We start from the raw sequence: 21,358 nt of genomic DNA on the forward strand, positions 1-21,358 counted from the left end.
CGCTCGATGAGTTTCTGAAGCTTATATATTCAACAGACACCCCGCTACTCAAGGCTTTTTAAAATTTCATCTAATTGATTACGATCAAGCATCTTTCCCGCAACTACCACTGCACGTATTAAACTTGTGTTATTAATGTTCTCTAATGGGTTCTTATCCAATAAAACAAGATCTGCACGTAAGCCTTTGGCAATTTTTCCTACCGGATGCTTGCCTTGGTAAAACTGATGAATACTCTGGGTGCCTGCTTGAAGTGCCTGCAATGGCGTTAACCCTGCATTTACCATCAATGAGAGTTCTTTATGTAATGAATCACCGGGTACATTAAATACTTGTGGAGCATCAGAACCCAATAAAATAGGCACACCTTGCTTTTGAAACTCTTGTATTAGTAGGCTGCGAACATTTAGGAATTGCTTAGCTCGTTTTTTAGTGACAGAATCGTTCGACCAAAAATTCTCTCGAGATCGTTTCCAACCCTGAACAGTACTCTCAGGCATCCATTTGTGTGCAGGGTTACTCATCAACTCTTCTATCGGCTTATCCAACGCGAAATTATGCATAAGCGTCTCAGTAGGGACGATAGCAAAATCATAAGCAGAAATTTCCTTAATGAGCTCAGCTATTGATTGTGTCTTAACCTTCTCTGCTAAACCGAACCCAAAGAACCCTCGATTGGCCAGATCACCACCATTTCTAATAGCCAGTTCTTCGATAAAACCATCTATGTGATCAATGGTAGATTGGCCTGCTTTTACGGTACCCACTATACCTACTTCCATGGCGATGTGACCCCCCCAAGAACTGCCCAACCGTTTTGCAGTTTTCACAACTGCGCGATAAGACTCTGGCGACAAGCCAGGATGAATTTTATGAAAGTCATAACCAGCGTTGACCTGGGCTGTAACTTTACTTTTTGCTTCAGCAGGACTTCTAACACTATTCCCATTCACCGAAGGACCTGATGTCACTAAATAAGGTCCAAGCTTTTTGCCCGAGTTAAGCGCTTGCCTTAAATCAAGATGAGATGGCTGGCCTAACATGCCTCGGATATTAGTGACACCATGAGCAACAAATAACTTTAAAACTCTATCTATATATTTTTCACCACCGCTTATATGCGCATGCATTTCACTTAAACCAGGGATTAACCAACGGCCTTGCCCAGAAACTGCCTTAATACCGGTTGGTGTTTTCTTAGGATTAATCGCTTCGATCATCCCATCTTTTATCCAGATGCTAGCGCCTGGTTTTACGGTGCCTGACTCAACATCAATCATCGATACATCGGTCAGTAACCAACTACGGCTATCTTCTAGTGCAAAAACTTGCAGTGAGCTCGTAAGAAAAAATAATAAGAAACTGAAAGAAAAAGTATGTTTTAAACTCATAGCTCATTCCCTTGTTGTTTTGATTAATATATCAGCAACGACACTTATTTTTCTAATAATTTAAGAAAAATTAAACAGATATAACGACTACCAGACACTCCGACCATAGCACTTTACCTAATACAGATTAGGAAACCTCTCACACCAACTGTCGTGATTCTCCTCTGGTTTCAAGGTACTCGGTTCGACACTATGTTGCTGACTTTATAAGTATTAAGGAGGTCATGGATGACCATTGCCAGAAAAGAACTGGTGGATTCCCACTCGCCCGGATTTTATCACTGCTCCACTCGTTGTGTTCGAAGAGCCTTTCTTTGTGGGGTAAATGAAGAAACTGGCAAAGACTATTCTCATCGTAAAGACTGGATTGAGAGGAGAATAAAGGAACTGAGCACCCTCTTCTCCATTGATATCTATGCTTATGCGGTGATGAGTAACCATTATCATATTGTGTTGTATCTAGACCCATTGGCACCACTACAATGGAGCAATGATGAGGTCGCAGAGCGTTGGCTTGCTATTTATCCCAGTAAAACTGACGTCAGGAGAGCCCTTCGAAAGGAGGCTATCTTGAATTCACCCGACACACTCACTCTGTATCGACAACGACTCGGCTCCCTTTCCTGGTTTATGAGTCGACTGAATGAACCGCTAGCGAAACTCAGTAATCAGGAAGATGATTGCAGTGGAAAGTTCTGGCAATCCCGCTATACCTCTCAGGCCCTATTGGATGAAGGAGCCGTACTTTCCTGTATGGCTTATGTGGACCTGAATCCCGTCAGAGCGAAAATCACTCAAAAGCTTGAAGAGTCTCATCACACTTCCATCAAGCAGCGACTTAATGAAATAACCGATGACAAATCGCTCGTAAAAACACTGCTCCCTGTTTCAGGCTCTGTAAAACAAATTACCCAGAATATATCAAACAGGGACTACATTAATCTGGTTGAATGGGCAGGTAAAGCGATTGTTCATCCCAATAAAGCCTCCATACCTGAAGAAGCTCAATCCGTGCTTGAACGTCTCAGCCTACAGAGCAACCATTGGTTAACACAACTTCAATCCTTAGAAAGCCGTTACTGTCGAATCATAGGCCCTGTTGAACTGATTCGACAGCGAGCCAAGAAGCTTTATCGACGTTGTTTACACGGAATCAGTTCGGCCAAGTTGCTTTACAACTAAACAAGGACAAAGAAATCACGATTCTGCCTTAGCGGAAGGCTCTTTATCGTCCTGATAAAATACTTATCCCAACTTGATAAAACTCTACCTACCAAAAATAAACTTTCGACAGAACAGTCAAAAAGCCAATTTTCATTCTCTCAAAAAACGAACAATAAACGACATTGTTTACTTCTAGATAAGTGGAATGTCCGTTATTTTGAAGTTTCTTCTTTTTGATAAGTAGGGTGTCTGCTTAATCCGCTGTTAGTTGCTCGTCTTAACTTTCTCTATTCGCAAGATGCAGGGGTTTCTATTACCAAAAACCTCTTCAGCATAAGACACCCTGATAACGACAGATTCGCCTGCGGCTACCAAGGCTTTAATACCGCTCTCTTTTAAGCAGCTATCAGTACGAATTTCTTCTAACGCGAATTGATGGTCCCCAACTTTAAAAGACAGTCTGTTGCCATTAACTAAGTTATTAACATATCCTGAGTGATAGCTAAGTTCTGACAGCGGGCCTTCGATTGTATGATACTTTTTTTCTTTTTGGATCTGACGAAAGGCCCATTCCTGATAGCCATAAACCAGAGTCGCAAAACATTGCATAACCAGAAAAAATAATGTGAAGTAATACAAAGCTCTTTTAAAACTAAAGTCCTGCTTTAAGTTTTTGCGCAAGCGCATCACGATCAAAAAAGAAACGGGTATACCAATAATAACAAACCAGTACTCGTCACGAGGACGACTGGCATAGTCGTATAATACTTCGTACATTACTTTAAATTCTCTTATCCAGGTTTTTCCTATTAAAAGCTCGCTATCTTAAGCACGCTTTTAATAACAAAACACACCCCTCAAAAACAAAAAACCGGAGCCTCAAGCTCCGGTTTTTTTAAAAAGCTTTAATAGACGGTAATAACTTACCAGCCTGTCGCTTCTTTTAAGCCAGCGCCAATGTCTGCTAAACTGCGAACAGTTTTAACGCCTGCGTCTTCAAGTGCAGCAAACTTCTCCGCAGCAGTACCTTTACCGCCAGAGATGATTGCACCTGCGTGACCCATACGCTTGCCAGGAGGAGCTGTTACACCAGCGATGTAAGACACAACTGGCTTAGTAACGTTTTCTTTGATGAAGGCAGCCGCTTCTTCTTCAGCTGTCCCACCGATCTCACCGATCATTACGATTGCTTCTGTTGCAGGATCGTCCTGGAACATTTGCAAGATGTCGATGAAGTTAGAGCCAGGAATAGGATCACCACCGATACCGACACAGGTAGACTGTCCGAAACCGTAGTCAGTTGTCTGCTTAACGGCTTCATAAGTCAAAGTACCTGAGCGAGAAACGATACCGACTTTACCTGGTAAGTGGATGTGACCAGGCATGATACCAATCTTACACTCACCAGGAGTGATAACACCTGGGCAGTTAGGTCCGATTAAACGAACACCTAACTCATCACAACGGATTTTAGCTTCCAGCATGTCTAGTGTAGGAATACCTTCAGTGATACAAACGATCAACTGAATGCCTGCGTTAGCCGCTTCCAAAATAGAGTCTTTACAGAAAGGAGCCGGTACGTAGATAACAGAAGCTTCTGCGCCTGTTGCTTCTACGGCTTCAGAAACCGTGTTGAATACTGGCAAACCCAGGTGAGTCTGACCGCCTTTACCAGGAGTCACACCGCCAACCATGTTTGTACCATACTCAATTGCTTGCTCTGAGTGGAAAGTACCCTGAGAACCCGTGAAGCCCTGGCAGATAACTTTGGTATCTTTATTAATTAAAATGCTCATTACGCGCCCTCCGCTGCCGCTACTACTTTCTTAGCAGCATCCGTCAAACTTTCTGCAGCGATAATATTCAAACCGCTTTCCGCCAGTACTTTTGCACCTAAGTCTGCGTTGTTACCTTCCAGTCGAACAACAACCGGAACTTTAACGCCCACTTCTTTAACAGCACCGATAATACCTTCGGCAATCAGATCACAACGAACGATACCACCGAAAATATTAACCAATACGGCTTTAACATTGTCATCGGTTAAGATGATTTTGAAAGCTTCAACAACGCGCTCTTTAGTTGCACCACCACCTACGTCAAGGAAGTTAGCAGGAGAACCGCCGTGCAAGTTTACGATGTCCATGGTACCCATGGCCAAACCAGCACCGTTAACCATACAGCCAATGCTGCCGTCTAATGCAACGTAGTTCAGTTCCCACTGAGCTGCGTGAGCTTCACGCTCGTCTTCTTGCGAAGGATCGTGCATTTCGCGCAATTTAGGCTGACGGTACAGAGCGTTGCTGTCGATTACCATTTTTGAATCCAGGCAGTGTAAGTTGCCTTCGTCAGTGATAACCAGAGGGTTGATCTCTAGCAAAGCCAAATCGTTTTCTACAAACAATTTCGCCAACTGCATGAAGATGTGGGTGAACTGCTTAACCTGAGCAGCATTAAGGCCCAGTTTAAATGCCAACTCACGACCCTGATATGGCTGAGCGCCAACCATAGGATCAACAACGGCTTTTAGAATTTTTTCTGGCGTTTCTTCAGCTACTTTTTCGATTTCAACGCCACCTTCCGTCGATGCCATGAAAACGACACGACGAGTGGTACGGTCAACAACCGCACCTAAGTAAAGTTCCTGATCGATGTCAGTGCAAGACTCTACCAAAATCTTGCTTACCGGCTGACCGTTTTCGTCAGTCTGATAAGTTACCAGATTTTTACCTAACCACTGAGCGGCGAAATCTTTCACTTCTTCTTTAGTAGAAACAAGCTTTACACCACCTGCTTTACCACGCCCACCTGCGTGAACCTGAGCTTTAACAACCCATTTATCACCGCCGATTTGGCCTGCAGCTTCAAAAGCTTCTTTTGGGGTATCACAAGCGATACCATCAGATACTGGTAAGCCGTATTCGCGGAATAACTGCTTACCCTGATATTCATGAAGGTTCATTTTACTTTTCCAATTGAGTTAAGTAACAATCACGATACAAGGCAAAACCCCTCGGCTTACCATCAGGATCGTCGAGAGGTTCACTAGAAATAAACGACTCTTAAAGTTCCAGCAACATACGTGCAGGATCTTCAAGATACTCTTTAATTGTTTTCAAGAAGCCAACAGACTCACGACCATCGATAATACGGTGATCATAAGAGAAAGCCAGATACATCATTGGGCGAATTACGATCTCACCGTTTTCTACAACAGGACGTTCTTCAGTACGATGCATTCCTAAAATTCCACTCTGTGGTGGATTGATAATAGGTGTCGACAACATGGAACCAAATACTCCACCATTAGATACAGTGAAGGTGCCGCCCGTTAAATCGTCAACGGTCAGCTGGTTGTTTTGTGCTTTTTGGCCGTATTCAATGATCGATTTTTCAATCTCTGCCATTGATAACTGATCCGCATCACGAATCACAGGAACCACCAAACCACGAGGTGATGAAACCGCGATACCCACATCGTAGAAACCATGATAAACAATGTCATCACCGTCGATAGATGCGTTAACCGCTGGATAACGTTTTAGTGCTTCTACCGTTGCTTTAACAAAGAACGACATAAAGCCAAGCTTAACACCATGAACTTTCAAGAAGTGGTCTTTGTACTTGGAACGAATGTCCATGACCGGCTTCATATTCAAGTCGTTAAATGTCGTCAAAATAGCCGCATTTGTTTGTGCCTGAACCAGACGCTCAGCAATACGCTTACGCAAACGTGTCATAGGTACACGTTTTTCTTCGCGCGCGCCAGCCGCAATCGGAGCTGCAGGTGCAGGAGCTGCCGCTGGTGCTGACTTAGCGCCAGACTTAATGAATTTTTCTACGTCTTCTTTAGTAAGACGACCGCCTTTACCTGTTGCCGGGATAGCACTTGCATCCAAACCGTGTTCACTAACCAAGCGACGAACTGCTGGGCTTAATGCATCAGCGTCGGCGTCACTTGAAGAAGCTTCTGCAGGAGCCGCTTCTTCTTTTGCCGCAGGCTTAGCAGAACCTGCTGCACCCGCTTTGAACATGGCAATGACTTCTTCAGCAACAACCGTATCACCTTCGTTACGTACGATGGATTCCAGTACGCCATCATCCGGTGCTACGACTTCCAAAACCACTTTGTCGGTTTCAATATCAACAATATTCTCGTCACGCTCACATGCTTCACCAGGCTGTTTGTGCCAAGTTGCGATGGTTGCGTCAGCCACTGACTCAGGCAAGACCGGAACTTTAATTTCGATGGACATGGTTTTTATTACCCTTTCACCAATATTTAATTTTATAAATTTGTTTACGATTTCTTGGAACCCAATGCGTCTTCTAACAGCGCTTTTTGCTGTTCAACATGCAATGACATGTGACCAGCAGCAGGTGCTGCAGAAGCCGGGCGACCAGCAAATTCAACTTCAACTCCAGCAGGTACAGACGCCTGGAAGTTGTGACGACTACAATACCAGGCACCCTGATTCTTAGGTTCTTCCTGGCACCATACAAACTCACTTGCATTCTCGTAACCTTCCAACACTTCTTTTAAGTTGCGTGGGAAAGGATACAATTGTTCAATTCGAATAATGGCTACATCATCACGTTCTTCGGCGCGGCGTTTTTCGAGTAAATCGTAAAACACTTTACCGCTACACATAACGACTCGTTTCACTTTGGATTTATCCAGTGAATCGATTTCGTCAATGATTGGCTCGAACTTTCCATTCGTCAGTTCTTCAATAGAACTGGTTGCCAAACGGTGACGTAGCAAACTCTTTGGCGACATAACAACTAACGGTGTTCTCCAATTACGTACCATTTGGCGACGTAACATGTGGAATACCTGAGCAGGTGTACTAGGCACACATACTTGCATGTTGTGCTCGGCGCATAACTGCAAATAACGCTCTAAACGAGCTGATGAATGTTCTGGTCCCTGCCCTTCGTAACCATGAGGTAACAGCATAACCAGACCACACAAACGTCCCCATTTGTGCTCACCGGAGCTGATAAATTGATCAATGACTACCTGAGCGCCGTTGGCAAAGTCACCAAACTGAGCTTCCCAGACAACCAATGCACGAGGTTCTGTGGTTGAGTAACCGTACTCAAACGCAAGCACTGCTTCTTCTGACAATACTGAGTCAATCACGTCAAAAGGCGCTTGCTTACCACTGATATGTTTCAGCGGTTGATAGTTGGTGCCGTCTTTCTGGTTATGTAAAACAGCATGACGATGGAAGAAAGTACCACGGCCACTGTCTTGTCCAGAAATTCGCACACGATACTGATCGTCTAACAAGGAAGCATAAGCCATTGTTTCAGCGAAACCCCAGTCCATAGGGATTTCACCATTGGCCATCTTGACGCGATCCGCCATGATGCGCTTCACCTGCATTTGCATGTCGACATCTTCGGGCACTTCGGTAATACGTTGGGCCAACGCATCGAACTGCTCACGAGATAATGAAGTAACAGCAGGTTCCAACCAATCAGTGCCTAAAAAGGGAGTCCAATCGACGGTAAATTCATGTTGTTGCATGGGTAACCAGTTAGAAACAACATTTTTACCTTCGTCCAACTTGTTGCGATACTCTTCGACAAGTTCTTTGGTCGCACTGGCTTCCAGTGTGCCCTCTTGCTCAAGTTGGTCCGCGTATATTTTTCTTGGTGTTGGATGTTTGCGTACCTTGGCGTACATGAGAGGCTGCGTAGCGCGTGGCTCATCCGCCTCATTATGACCATGACGACGGTAGCAAACGAGGTCGATAACGACATCTTTCTTAAAGGTTTCGCGGAAGTCTAAAGCCAGTTGAGTAACCAGCACGACCGCTTCTGGATCGTCACCATTAACATGGAAGATAGGCGCTTCAACCATTTTGGCAACATCCGTACAGTAGGTTGTCGAACGCGTATCTTCTGGTTTATTGGTGGTAAAGCCAACCTGGTTGTTTATCACGATATGCACAGAGCCGCCAATTTTATAGCCACGAGCTTGTGACATATTGAAGGCTTCCATCACAACACCCTGCCCCGTAAAGGCTGAGTCACCGTGAATAACGATCGGCAATACTTTGGAATAACTGTCGTCTGCGCGACGTTCCAGACGAGAACGTACAGAACCTTGAATAACCGGTCCGACGATCTCCAAATGAGAAGGGTTAAACGCTAGAGCCAAATGGATGGTACCGCCGGGCGTGTTAATGTCCGACGAGAAGCCCTGGTGGTATTTCACATCACCAGAACCCGACTCTAACTGTTTAGTACCTGCGAACTCAGCAAACAGCTCATCAGGATTTTTACCCAGTAAGTTCACCAGAACGTTAAGACGTCCACGGTGAGCCATACCAATAACAACTTCTTTAACTCCCGCGCTACCCGAACGTTGGATCAACTCTTCCAACATAGGTAATAAGCTATCACCGCCTTCTAAAGAAAAGCGTTTTGCGCCAGGGAATTTATTATGCAGATATTTTTCAAGACCTTCTGCCGCTGTCAGCGCAGAAAGAATTTGTCGTTTGGCACCTGCATCAAATTTGGGTGTTGATAACGAGCTTTCCAGGCGTTCTTGAACCCATTGCTTTTGCGCTGGATCCGTCATGTGCATAAATTCAGCACCAATAGAACGACAATAGGTTGAGTCAAGCTCGTCAATAATCTGTTTTAACGTTTTGGCATCGGCACCATACATAGATCCAGTACGGAACTTGGTGTCCATATCCATCTTGGATAAACCGTATTTATTGATATCCAGATGGTCGATGGTCGCCTGTTTCCAGAGGCCTAAAGGATCGAGTTTGGCATATTGATGGCCATGAGCACGATAAGCCTGAATTAACTCTAAAACGTTAACCTGCTTGGCATCAAAGGAAGTATCTCCAGAACTGGTAGCGGCAATGCGATGCTTGCTTAAACCTAACTGTAGAAAGTAATCACGTATTTGTGAGTGGGCAACATCAGAAGTCGTACCTAACGACTTCAATGCATCAAACTTTGAGCGCCAGCTCTCATCGATCGAGGACGGGTCCTCCAGATACTGTTCGTATATCTCTTCGAGATAGTCGGCACTACCACCAGTTAAGAAACTGGCTTCAAACTGTTCTTGAAGGGTCTTTTCCATTTTTCAGCAGATTGTTTTAGTTAATTTTACCGGTAACAGACACAAACACTTTGAGCACAGAGTGCTCAAAGTGTCATCATAAACGTAATAATAGTCTAACTTTCAATAATGTGCGGATTAAACGCCACGCTGCAACAGCATTGAACGTACATGACCGATAGCCTTCGTCGGATTCAATCCTTTCGGGCAAACACTCACACAGTTCATAATGCCACGGCAACGGAATACGCTATACGCATCATCCAATGTCGCTAAACGATCATCTTGTTCGGTATCGCGGCTATCTGCAAGAAAACGATAGGCCTGAAGCAAACCAGCAGGACCGACAAACTTGTCAGGATTCCACCAGAATGATGGGCAAGAGGTTGAACAACATGCACACAAGATACACTCGTACAAACCATCCAGCTTTTCACGCTCTTCGGGCGACTGTAAACGTTCCTTTGCAGGTGGCTCATTGCGATTTTGTAAATACGGCTTCACTTTTTCGTATTGCTTGTAGAACTGAGCCATATCAACGACCAGATCACGAATAACAGGTAATCCTGGCAATGGACGTACAACCACTTTGTTTCCTAGTTCAGAAACATGGGTCATACACGCCAAGCCGTTTTTACCATTGATATTCATACCATCTGATCCGCACACACCTTCACGGCACGAGCGTCGAAACACCAATGTTGGATCTTTATCTTTCAATAACAGTAATGCTTCCAACAGCATCATGTCAGAACCTTCTGGAATCTCCAGTTCGTAATCCTGCATGCGTGGAGCGCTATCTGTCTCAGGATTGTATCGGTAGATTGAAAATTTCATATTCGCGATACCTGCCTCTTAGTAAGTTCTTGCCTTGGGTGGGAATGCTTCCATGGTCGTTGGTTCCATGTTCACTTCTCGCGTATCCATTTCTTCTGTTGCTGGATAGTACAAGGTGTGACACAACCAATTCTCATCGTCACGATCTGGATAATCTTCACGACTGTGAGCACCGCGACTTTCGGTACGACACTCTGCCGCTTTTGCTGTTGCACAAGCAACCGCCATCAGATTATCTAACTCAAGGCATTCAACACGCTGGGTGTTATAGGCTCTCGACTTATCTGCCAAAACAGCATTCTTAAGACGATCACGAACCGCGTGTAGATCTTTGAGGCCCTGCTTCATTAAGTCTCCGGTGCGGAATACACCAAAGGCATTTTGCATAACTTTTTGCATTTCTGCGCGTAGCTCTGCTGGGTCTTCACCATCTTTCGACTCATCCCAACGATTAACGCGAGCCAACGCATTATCCATATTTTCGTCAGTGTATTCTGCGAACGGCATACCATCTGCCAAGGCTTCTTCGAGGTGCATACCTGCTGCACGACCAAAGACAACCAAATCAAGCAATGAGTTACCGCCCAGACGGTTAGCGCCGTGAACCGATACACAAGCAACTTCGCCTACCGCATAGAAACCATCAACGATGTATTCTTCACCGTCTTTTGATTTCTTACCGATAACCTGACCGTATTTATTCGTTGGAATACCACCCATCATATAGTGACAGGTTGGAACAACCGGAATCGGCGCTTTAACAGGATCCGCATGACCAAAGGTACGAGATAACTCAAGTACGCCAGGTAAACGCGCGTTGAGCGTTTCTTCACCCAAGTGATCCAGTTTTAAGAAAACGTGATCGCCGTTTTTACCACAGCCACGGCCTTCAAGAATTTCTTTGGTCATCGAACGAGCAACAACGTCACGGCTCGCCAGGTCTTTTGCATTAGGCGCATAACGTTCCATGAAACGTTCGCCATCTTTATTGACCAGATAACCACCTTCACCACGACAACCTTCGGTTACCAATACACCTGCACCAGCAATACCCGTTGGGTGGAACTGCCACATCTCAATGTCTTGTACTGGAATACCGGCACGAAGTGCCATACCAACACCGTCGCCTGTGTTGATCAATGCATTCGTTGTCGATTGATAAATTCGTCCTGAACCACCTGTCGCAAATACGGTCGCTCGAGAACGGAAGAAAGCCACTTCACCAGTTTCGATGGACATGGCAATCACGCCGCAAGTTTGGCCATCGTCATTCATTACCAGGTCGATCGCTAACCATTCGGTAAAGAACTGAGTGTTCGCAGCTAAATTTTGTTGATATAAGGTGTGTAGCAACGCGTGACCCGTTCGGTCAGCAGCCGCTGCTGTACGAGCAGCCTGCTCGCCACCAAAATTCTTTGACTGTCCGCCAAAAGGACGCTGATAAATTTTTCCATCTTCGCGACGAGAAAAAGGTAAGCCCATGTGCTCAAGTTCATAGATCGCTTCTGGTCCTTGATTACACATAAACTCGATGGCGTCTTGGTCACCAATGTAGTCCGAACCTTTAACGGTATCGAACATGTGCCAGCGCCAATCGTCTTCGTGCGTGTTACCTAACGCAACGGTGATACCACCCTGCGCCGATACCGTGTGAGAACGAGTTGGAAAAACTTTAGAAATTAATGCTACTTTTTGACCTGATTTAGCCAACTGTAATGATGCGCGCATTCCCGCACCACCGCCGCCAACAATTACGGCGTCATAGGTATAAACTGGAATGGCCATTTATACACTCCACAAAATTTGAATGCCCCAAAAAATAAATGACAGGCAAACTAAAATAGTAAACGCCTGAGCAACCATTCGGATAGCAACTGGTTTAATGTAATCGGTTGATATGATCCAAAGACCAATCCAGATATGAAACGCCATTAAGATAACAACAAGAATACTGGCAATTTTAAAAACTGGATTATGGAATAATGCAACCCACTGCTCATATCCCAAATTAGGGGTAGTGGCGACAAACCAAAGGAGGAAAAATGTATAAAGTGCCATTACAACAGCACTGAGGCGTTGTACGAACCAATCGTGTAGTCCGCTACGTCCTAAACTTGTTACTGCGGTTACCATAGCCAGACTCCTAGTAATACAGCTGCGATTACACCCAACACAAGAACAGCGCGCGCACCGTTCATGCCACCCGACAAGGTTTCACCAATACCAGCATCCATCAACAAGTGACGAATACCTGCAATAATGTGGTAAGCCAATGCAGTTAAGATTGCCCAGAATAAAAACTTACCGAAACCGGCACTGATAAAGGCACTAGCTTTTTCGAACCCAGTCTGAGACTCGAGTGATAATCCAAGAAGCCAAAGTAAAACAGGAACTCCGATAAATAAAACTACTCCCGAGATTCTGTGAAGAATCGAAGAAATAGCTGTTACCGGAAAGCGAATTGATAACAGATTGAGATTTACTGGTCTTTGCTTTTTCACGGCTTGTTACGTTCTTTTGTTTGTTTTAAAGTTGAACACAGAATAGGCTGTGTCTCTTAACTTAGCTATCAAGTTTTGTCTTGCCTGATCATTTAGTAGGCTATACTAACTATAGGCTAACCTGTGACATGAGCAAGGTTGCGCAAATTATATAGATGCAACTGCTTGTTTACAAATGGATTTGTGGTTCTGCACAAATTCTTGAGATTTTGACTAAAAACTAAACGTTTTCGACGAATAAACGGCAGGTAGCATTGACAAATAATTTCATCAACCTATAGTACGCGTTGATTTTTGCACCACGACAAATTTGTGTTTACTAAGGAGTCATCGAATGACAGATAAAACCGCGAAGCTCACCCTACCCTCTGGGGATACTTTAGAGTTACCGGTCTATACGCCTACCCTTGGTAAGGAAGTATTAGATGTAACCCAGTTGGTGAAGAATGGGGTGTTCACTTATGATCCCGGTTTTATGTCGACTGCATCTTGCGAATCCAAAATTACTTACATCGACGGCGAAAAAGGCACTCTATTATATCGCGGTTATGCGATTGATGAATTAGCAAGCAATTCAGACTTTATGGAAGTTGCTTACCTTTTATTACATGGTGAGCTACCTAACGAAGAAGAAACAAAAGATTTTCTTGCTGAGATTAATAATCACACAATGTTGCACGAGCAACTGGCTCAGTTCTTCAAAGGGTTCCGTCGCGACGCACACCCAATGGCTGTTATGGTCGGTGTTGTTGGCGCATTGTCTGCGTTCTATCACGATTCATTAGACATCACGAATCCAGAACACCGCCGCAAAAGCGCTTTCCGCTTAATCGCAAAAGTGCCAACCATTGCTGCGATGTGTTATCGCTACTCTATGGGCTTCCCTTTCATTTACCCTCGTAATGAAATGTCTTACGCAGAGAACTTCTTAAACCAGATGTTCGCCATGCCTTCTGAAGACAAGCGCCCAGATCCTGTTTTAGTTCGCGCTATGGATCGTATCTTTACTTTGCACGCGGATCACGAACAAAACTGTTCAACTTCGACCGTTCGTCTAGCCGGTTCTTCTGGTGCTAACCCATTTGCATGTATCGCATCAGGTATTGCATCACTTTGGGGCCCAGCGCACGGCGGTGCTAACGAAGCCTGTTTACGTATGTTGAATGAAATCGGTGATGTGTCTCGCATCCCTGAGTTTATTGAACGCGCTAAAGACAAAAACGATCCTTTCCGCTTGATGGGCTTTGGTCACCGTGTATACAAAAACTTTGACCCACGTGCCAAAGTTATGCGCGAAAGTGCTCACGAAGTACTCGAAGCAATGGGTTGCCAGGACGATCCTATCTTTAAAGTAGCCATGGAGTTAGAGCGCATTGCACTTGAAGATGAATACTTTGTATCCAAGAAGTTGTACCCAAATGTCGACTTCTACTCTGGCATCATCTTGCAAGCGATTGGTATCCCAACCAATATGTTTACGGTTATCTTTGCATTAGCAAGAACGGTAGGTTGGGTTGCACAGTGGGCCGAGATGATCAGCGAACCAAACCAGAAAATTGGCCGTCCGCGTCAGTTATACAATGGTTCAACAGAGCGCGCCTTTGTTCCTATGGACAAACGTTAAGCAGCGATCTGATTCGTAAAAAGGAAGCTTCGGCTTCCTTTTTTTATGGTTAAAATTTATTGCTCTTAATCCTGAAAATGCCAAGGATAACTCTAAAGAAGGAAGAAGCTAAATGAGACAAATAGGTCTTGTTCTTTTAATAGTCAGCGGAATCGCTTCCTTGTCGGTTCGTATCTTAAGCGAATACAAATTCGACGAATCAGCACTGCTTTATGTGGGTATTCCTTATGCCATTGCCGTCGCTTTGCTGTTCTTGATTCCCTCCCCTGATAACAGCGACTGGAAAAGAGTCTATCTAAATCTCTGCCTATATTCCTTGATTGTTATGCTCGCCAGCTCAATCATTCTGTTTGAAGGTTTCTTATGTGTTGTCATGTTTATGCCCATCTATTTTGGCGTTATTTTATTGGTCTTCGCACTGCATGCCATGATTCGATACGCCAAAGATAATAAATCCAAGAAGCTCTATAGCCATCTGCTCCCTACTCTTATTCTCATCAGCGCTTTCGAGGGTACGACACCCGAGCTCAGTTTTGAACGGATGAATAAGGTTGAAGTTAGCCGCGTTGTGCAATCTGACGTAGCAACCATCCGACATCAACTCACCCAACTGAGGGATCTCAACGCAAAACGGAGTGGATTTTTACGCCTCTTCCCTATGCCACATACCATCCAGGCGGGTTCGTTGGAGCTGGAGGATATTCATACTCTCGACTACCGCTATCATCGTTGATTTGTGACGAATACTCACGAAGGTCAGATGCAATTGAAAATCACCGATGCGAATGAATATCTGATTAAAGCGGATGTGATCAAAGACACCAGTTATATTGCCAACTATATGGCTTTGAAATCGACTGCGATTAAACTGAAAGCCTTAAATAACCATCAAACCCAGGTTACGCTGACTATCCATTATGAACGTCTGCTCGATCCCGCCTGGTATTTTGATCCTCTGCAACGATTTGGGGTCGAAAAAACTGCTGAATTTTTAATCACTGATTGGTTAGCCAGATAACAACTTCAGGCTGGTAAATAGCAGGCTTTGAAAATGAAAGCCTGTGCCTCCCTGCTACTTGCAAAGCAAAATTTTTGTTTTTAACATGCTTAAAAATAGAGCAGAAAAGGAACTAGTGATGCTTATAAAAAGGGTGGTTGTTTTACTCACTACTTTGTCACTCAGCGGTTGTGCATCCTATATTGCCAACCAAATAACTTCTCCAGAAAGAGTGAATTTCACGGGTAATATTTCAAACTATATTATCGAAAAAGAAGTGTGCGATGAACATTCTCATTGCATTCAACTGCTAAGCACCAAGCGGTTAGAGACTGACAAAATCAAGCTATCTTTTAATGCTCAAATTAACGATACCCATAAGATCTGGCAGTATCAACGAAATAGCAATAACACCAGATCAATCGCATCAACAAATCCCTCTCTCATCTTTATTTTTACAGGATATACCCAACCCACACAAATCCTCTTCACTCACTTACAGTGGCTTCAACATATTACAGGAGCCAAAGTATTTGTAGTCCCCAGCGCCGACAAGTCTGAACATTTTCGGTTCGGACTTGATTTAGTAGAGCCTATTGTTACCGAAATTCAGCAACAATCGCCTAAGAAAGTTCATCTTATTGGTTTCTCAATGGGAGCCGCAGCGGCTCAAGCGGTAGCGGCAAAAGTCAAAAACTCACAACTGCATTTAATTGCCCCTATGACCGATTTTGAGTACTCGGTTAAAGCGCTATGGAAAATTCTTTATCACGATAAGTTTTACGCTAGCCTGATATCAACAGATACTATCGAAAAAGCCATTCAGATAATCCATACTGAATCAAAAGTATCACCAGAAGAGCTCGACATTACTCAAAAGCTCCAAGGAGCAGAGTTTCCTGTCTATCTCTACACCTCAAATCATGACAGAGTAACACTCGCAGCAGATTGGAATAATACTCATTCGAAGTATCTTAAACGAGCAACCTATGACCAACTAAATCATATAGAAATGGTTACATTATTAGATGGGGATTTATTGCGAGATTTTGTATCTAACTTATTAGGACGAGAAGTACCAAAAAACGAAGTCGATATTACAGGAGTAATATGCAACCACCAGGATAACAGCTGCTTAACACGCTTGTGATAAGCGGGCTAAATGGCAATCTATGTAGAAACGTGCCCCTCCCTGACAGTCATCCACAAAAAAAGGAGCTTTCGCTCCTTTTTTAATCTGATTCAAAACGATTAGTCATCGTCATCATCAAAGTTTAAGCTGATTTGAATAATCTTGCGCATGTATTCACGCTCTTTCTTAAAGCGCTTTTTCATGGCTTCCATCTCTGCTTCTAACTGCTGCATACGCTCTTCTAATGGACCCGCATCTGCTGCAGGCGCCCCGCCACCAGCAGCTTTGGCGCGCTCCAGGTTGTGACGAGGCTGAGAAGGTGCAACGATCTCGGGATGCTCTACCGCAATCTCACTGGCAACAGTGGTTACAATTTCGCCATCGATACGATGCTTCTCTTCAAGAAATCCGTACAACAACAAGCGATCACAAATACTATTAATTCGACGCGGGACACCTTCGGTGAAATCAAAGATATGTTGGTACGCTTCTGCGGTAAACACCGGATCATCTTGCCAGTTTACTTTTTTCAGTCGGTGCTCAATATAGGCCTGAGTTTCTTCCGCATTCAAGTGAGCCAGATGGTAAGAAGCGGTGATACGCTGTCGCACCTGCTCAAGATGAGGAACAGCAAGCATCTCGCGGAATTCAGACTGACCTAACAAGAAAATCTGCAGTAATGTTTTGCCATCATTGAAGAGATTTGACAACATGCGTAACTCTTCGAGGCTTTCCAGTGGCAGGTTTTGTGCCTCATCAACCACCAACATACAGCGGCGGCCTTCGCGCTGACGCGCGATAAAGAAGTTTTCTAGATTCTTTATCAGAGAAGTTTTTTCTGATGCTTTATGGGCCAAGCCAAAAGTAGCGGCTACCATTCGTAAGATATCCGTCGAATCCAGCTGAGTATTGTTTAACTCACCCGCAACAATATCTTTTTTGTTTTCTAATGTTCCGAATAAGGTACGTACCAGAGTACTCTTACCCGTTCCAACATCACCCGTGACGATAATAAATCCTTCGCCCTGAGATAAACCATAACGCAAATAAGCCAGTGCGCGCTTGTGGGTGCTACTTCCGAAGAAGAAGAAGGGATCCGGCGCGAGCTGGAAAGGTTTTCCACTAAACTTATAATAAGAATCGTACATAAATTACCTGCCTTGCTAGTCCTTTTAACGAGCCCCTTTTTGCCAGATAATAACCTGAGCCGTTTGAATCATGGTCGTTATATCTAGGAACAAGCTGAAGTTTTTAATGTAATACAAATCGTATTGCAATTTTTGTTTTGCGTCTTCATCGTTGTCTCCATAAGGATAACAAATCTGAGCCCAACCAGTAATACCCGGTTTCACTCGGTGACGCATATTATAATAAGGGATGATTTGGTTGAGCTTCTCAACAAATTCTGGACGCTCAGGTCGAGGCCCAACAAAGCTCATATCACCTTTCAGTACATTCCACATTTGCGGAATTTCATCCAAGCGAGTTTTGCGCATAATACGACCAATGCCTGTCACACGAGCGTCATTTTTAGTCGCGTACTGCGCACCATTGGCTTCTGCGTCTACCACCATACTGCGTAACTTATAAATAGTAAACGGTTTACCGTGCTGGCCAACGCGTATCTGAGTATAAATCACAGGATCACGCCACTTTGATTCTCGCTTAATCAAGAACCACAGCACAATCATGACAGGAATGGTTAAAATCAGACAAACGGTACTCACAACAACATCAAACAAGCGTTTAACCATCTCGCGCAAATAACTGCTGTCAAAGCCTTCAAAGAGGATAACTTGATTCGGTGTTAACGCATCAATTTCCATACGACCAGTTCGACGCTCAAAAAACTCAGTGATATCGGTTATTTTGACACCATCCAGCTTAGCCTGGATAACATCATCAACAGGATAGTTTTTGCGCGTATCATCAACCGCCAAAATTAACTCATCAATACCATACTCATCGATTAAAGCCAGCAATGAATCATCTCGTCGGATGATCAAATCTTCAGCATCGACTTCATCGTGATCGCCCTTCAGGTGCAAAAAGCCGATAAGGTTAATGCCGCGCCAGTCACTCTTTCGACGCAAGCGAGCCAACTGCTTTGCTCGATTACCCGTTCCTATCACCAACACTCGAGACTTAAAGATCTCATGATCAGAAAACAGCTCAAACAGGTAACGGTTAACAACCAAAATACCAAACGCCAGAATTAAGCTAATAAAGAACACGCCTCGACCAATGAATAGCTCAGGAACGAGGTAGAAAAAGATAGCCAGTACCCAGAAACAAATGAATGACGCCCAAAACAGGCGCGTGATTACTGTTGCAAAGGACTCCCGCGTACTGCGTTGATACAGTCCAACCGCAATCATAATTAACACAAAGGTTAACGAAAATACTGTGGCTTTGATATTGAAGTCGTGAAACAACTCAGGGCTTACTCCTTCGCCTAGTCTCAGCTCCGCAGCAATATGTACACTGACAAATAATGCACAAAATTCCAGCAACAACAGCAAAATGAGACCGCGAGGAATGTAATGACCGAATACACGAACCATTCGCACTTCCTTGTAATTGTAAGTTTAGTTAGTAGAGAGTTATTAAGCGGCAAATTATAGCGCTTCTATAATAAATTACCAACAACTACATCAACTAAATCAAGTAATTGCAACAATTATTAATAGCATAGGCCATCGCGGCTCCCCTTTACCATCTCGTTTGCCTAAAGATTGACAACATATAATAAAAGCGTCTTAAGTTTTGCTGTATTTACAGGCTGGTCAGACGGCTTTTAAAGATAGGTGTGATACCATAAAGGCGTATCAATTATAACTTAGCGAGATAATAAAAAATGTGCGCAATGCAACGAAATACAAAGCCTTGCTATTATGGCGAATACTTGCAGCTCGACAAATTATTAGATAGTCAATATCCAGTGAGTCAGGACTATGGTAACGAAGCCCATGACGAAATGCTGTTTATTGTGACTCATCAAGCTTATGAGCTGTGGTTTAAGCAGATGCTTCATGAGCTTCGCTCTATTTACCAGCTGTTTGCCAACCCTCATCTGCCCGAAAAGTCACTGGGTATGATCAATGCTCGTCTTTCTCGAATAAAATCCATACAAAAATTATTGATCGACCAAATCAGTGTTATGGAAACCATGACACCACTGGATTTTCTTGATTTTAGAGACTATCTGGTACCCGCATCAGGCTTCCAGAGCATTCAGTTTAAAGAAATTGAGATCCTGCTGGGATTAAAATCTGAGTTCCGTATCAACTTTGACAAAGAGTCTTTCTATAGTCGTTTGAACGAAACCGATAGAACGCACCTGTTGAAGATGGAAGATGAGCCATCACTGTTTGATTGTGTCGAAAGCTGGCTCGAGCGCATGCCATTTTTCGAGTTTGGAGACTTTAAATTCTGGCAGACATATCGCCAGGCCGTTGACGAAATGCTCGATAATGATCGCAAAATTATCGAAAATAATGACTACCTTTCTGAAGCTGACCGAGAGTTCCAGTTAAAAGACTTAGACAACACTCTGGCCAACTTTGACGCGCTGCTTGACGAAGAGCAATATGCCAAACTTAAAGAAGATGGCCGTTTTCGTATGAGTCAAAAGTCGCTGTTAGGTGCTGTTTTCATCAATTTATATCGTGATGAGCCTATGTTCCAGGCACCTTTCCAACTGTTAACGGCTTTAGTGGATTTGGATGAGCATTTCACCAGCTGGCGTTATCGTCATACGATTATGGTGTTGCGTATGTTGGGAACTAAGATTGGTACGGGTGGTTCTTCTGGTCATGATTATTTGCGTAAGACGACAGAGAATAATCGATTTTTTAAGGATTTATTTACGTTACCGACTTTCTTGTTGCCGCGTTCGGCGTTACCGGAGTTGCCGGAGGCTTTAAGACGGGCGTTGAATTTTTATTTTCATCCTGAGGGTGAATAATTAGTCTTTTTTACCCAATTCGGTGGTTTTTCCGCTGAATTGGGTGTCTTTTTTTCTTTTGTGTTTCTCTATGTACTTCTGTTAATTCCCTACCCTTTCGATAAATCGAGTTTCGCCTTTATGCCCCGTTCGGGTACGATGGCGACCATTCTTTTTCAAGAGCGAAAAAGAAGGTCCTTAGATCCCATCTTGTACTACAAGATAGGGGCAAAACGCCCTTGGGCGCTGCGCTGGCATTTGTTCAGCCGGGATTTTATGGTTCGAGTACGCCTTTTAGCTTCTGAAGTAATTTTTTGATCTTGTTTGTGCCAGGGAAGATTCGCTCTTTCTCTGTGTTTTTGTTTTGTTCTCTTTCTTCGCTCTGAATTATCAGACGACTCCATCGTGACTGGATGAGAACGGAGTAAAGTCTTAGACCGCACTGGCTTGCTGCATTGACGCAGCAAGAGTCTTATCCGCACAAGGATGTGCGTATAAGACGCTCAGTCCAAGGGCTAAGACTTTACGCAGTGGTGCCGGAGGCCTCATCTTTGGAACATCGCCCTTTTTTGCCTCTTTTGTGGGCCGACAAAAGGGGCTCGTCCAGCAGGACGAAACCTGTAGGCTGAATCAAGTCAGGACTTTTCGCTAGGAGTGATTGGTGAATTCAGAA

At 44.0% G+C, this 21,358-nt stretch carries 18 protein-coding genes; 6 read left to right on the top strand and 12 right to left on the bottom strand.

Going from position 1 to position 21,358, the window contains the following annotated elements; all coding sequences use genetic code 11:
- Nucleotides 1-44: 44 nt before the first annotated feature.
- Nucleotides 45-1,391 carry an amidohydrolase family protein gene (locus tag NH399_RS03915; protein WP_253037124.1) on the bottom strand — a complete coding sequence of 449 codons (1,347 nt, stop codon included), beginning with the start codon at nt 1,389-1,391 and terminating at the stop codon, nt 45-47.
- Nucleotides 1,392-1,619: 228 nt separating this feature from the next.
- On the opposite strand from NH399_RS03915, the gene NH399_RS03920 reads away from it, so the two are divergent.
- Nucleotides 1,620-2,573, top strand: coding sequence for a transposase (locus NH399_RS03920; RefSeq protein ID WP_253037125.1), 954 nt, complete (start codon nt 1,620-1,622; stop codon nt 2,571-2,573).
- Nucleotides 2,574-2,819: 246 nt separating this feature from the next.
- Here NH399_RS03920 and NH399_RS03925 read toward each other — a convergent pair whose 3' ends face one another.
- The 9 genes from NH399_RS03925 to sdhC form a co-directional block, all read right to left on the bottom strand.
- Nucleotides 2,820-3,332: a hypothetical protein gene (locus NH399_RS03925; protein WP_253037126.1), complete on the bottom strand. Its 513-nt coding sequence runs from the start codon at nt 3,330-3,332 to the stop codon at nt 2,820-2,822.
- Nucleotides 3,333-3,478: 146 nt separating this feature from the next.
- Nucleotides 3,479-4,351 (bottom strand): succinate--CoA ligase subunit alpha, encoded by an 873-nt coding sequence (gene sucD, locus NH399_RS03930; RefSeq protein ID WP_253037127.1) that lies wholly within the window; start codon nt 4,349-4,351, stop codon nt 3,479-3,481.
- A complete protein-coding gene (gene sucC, locus NH399_RS03935; RefSeq protein ID WP_253037128.1) occupies nt 4,351-5,517 on the bottom strand; it encodes an ADP-forming succinate--CoA ligase subunit beta in 1,167 nt (388 codons plus the stop codon). The genes sucD and sucC overlap by 1 nt, the downstream gene beginning before the upstream one ends.
- 100 nt (nt 5,518-5,617) lie before the next feature.
- Nucleotides 5,618-6,811, bottom strand: coding sequence for a 2-oxoglutarate dehydrogenase complex dihydrolipoyllysine-residue succinyltransferase (gene odhB / locus NH399_RS03940; RefSeq protein WP_253037129.1), 1,194 nt, complete (start codon nt 6,809-6,811; stop codon nt 5,618-5,620).
- 44 nt (nt 6,812-6,855) lie between these two features.
- Nucleotides 6,856-9,669 carry a 2-oxoglutarate dehydrogenase E1 component gene (locus tag NH399_RS03945; RefSeq protein WP_253037130.1) on the bottom strand — a complete coding sequence of 938 codons (2,814 nt, stop codon included), beginning with the start codon at nt 9,667-9,669 and terminating at the stop codon, nt 6,856-6,858.
- A 117-nt stretch (nt 9,670-9,786) separates the two neighbouring features.
- Complete coding sequence (locus tag NH399_RS03950; RefSeq protein WP_253037131.1) at nt 9,787-10,485, bottom strand: succinate dehydrogenase iron-sulfur subunit; 699 nt, start codon at nt 10,483-10,485, stop codon at nt 9,787-9,789.
- An 18-nt stretch (nt 10,486-10,503) separates the two neighbouring features.
- Nucleotides 10,504-12,270 carry a succinate dehydrogenase flavoprotein subunit gene (gene sdhA, locus NH399_RS03955; protein ID WP_253037132.1) on the bottom strand — a complete coding sequence of 589 codons (1,767 nt, stop codon included), beginning with the start codon at nt 12,268-12,270 and terminating at the stop codon, nt 10,504-10,506.
- Entirely contained in the window at nt 12,271-12,618 is a 348-nt protein-coding gene (gene sdhD / locus NH399_RS03960) for a succinate dehydrogenase, hydrophobic membrane anchor protein (RefSeq protein WP_253037133.1), read from the bottom strand. It lies immediately after the preceding gene.
- Nucleotides 12,612-12,986 (bottom strand): succinate dehydrogenase, cytochrome b556 subunit, encoded by a 375-nt coding sequence (sdhC, locus tag NH399_RS03965; RefSeq protein WP_253037134.1) that lies wholly within the window; start codon nt 12,984-12,986, stop codon nt 12,612-12,614. Before sdhC ends, sdhD begins: the two co-directional genes overlap by 7 nt.
- A 334-nt stretch (nt 12,987-13,320) precedes the next feature.
- On the opposite strand from sdhC, the gene gltA reads away from it, so the two are divergent.
- From gltA to NH399_RS03985, 4 genes are all read left to right on the top strand, one after another.
- Nucleotides 13,321-14,610 carry a citrate synthase gene (gene gltA, locus NH399_RS03970; protein ID WP_253037135.1) on the top strand — a complete coding sequence of 430 codons (1,290 nt, stop codon included), beginning with the start codon at nt 13,321-13,323 and terminating at the stop codon, nt 14,608-14,610.
- Between the two features lie 112 nt (nt 14,611-14,722).
- Nucleotides 14,723-15,343, top strand: a complete 621-nt coding sequence (locus NH399_RS03975) for a hypothetical protein (RefSeq protein WP_253037136.1) — start codon at nt 14,723-14,725, stop codon at nt 15,341-15,343.
- 27 nt (nt 15,344-15,370) lie between these two features.
- Complete coding sequence (locus tag NH399_RS03980) at nt 15,371-15,628, top strand: hypothetical protein (protein WP_253037137.1); 258 nt, start codon at nt 15,371-15,373, stop codon at nt 15,626-15,628.
- Nucleotides 15,629-15,746: 118 nt separating this feature from the next.
- Complete coding sequence (locus NH399_RS03985; protein WP_253037138.1) at nt 15,747-16,757, top strand: hypothetical protein; 1,011 nt, start codon at nt 15,747-15,749, stop codon at nt 16,755-16,757.
- 101 nt (nt 16,758-16,858) lie between these two features.
- On the opposite strand, the gene NH399_RS03990 is transcribed toward NH399_RS03985, so the two are convergent.
- On the bottom strand, nt 16,859-17,887 hold the full coding sequence (locus NH399_RS03990; RefSeq protein WP_253037139.1) for an XrtA/PEP-CTERM system-associated ATPase: 1,029 nt from the start codon (nt 17,885-17,887) through the stop codon (nt 16,859-16,861).
- A 24-nt stretch (nt 17,888-17,911) separates the two neighbouring features.
- Nucleotides 17,912-19,303 (bottom strand): TIGR03013 family XrtA/PEP-CTERM system glycosyltransferase, encoded by a 1,392-nt coding sequence (locus NH399_RS03995; RefSeq protein ID WP_253037140.1) that lies wholly within the window; start codon nt 19,301-19,303, stop codon nt 17,912-17,914.
- A gap of 302 nt (nt 19,304-19,605) precedes the next feature.
- Between NH399_RS03995 and NH399_RS04000 the strand changes: the two genes are divergently transcribed.
- Complete coding sequence (locus tag NH399_RS04000) at nt 19,606-20,706, top strand: tryptophan 2,3-dioxygenase family protein (RefSeq protein ID WP_253037141.1); 1,101 nt, start codon at nt 19,606-19,608, stop codon at nt 20,704-20,706.
- Nucleotides 20,707-21,358: the final 652 nt, after the last annotated feature.

Origin of the sequence: Pleionea sp. CnH1-48 (assembly GCF_024124665.1) — a bacterium.
Taxonomy (GTDB): domain Bacteria; phylum Pseudomonadota; class Gammaproteobacteria; order Enterobacterales; family Kangiellaceae; genus JAMXSB01.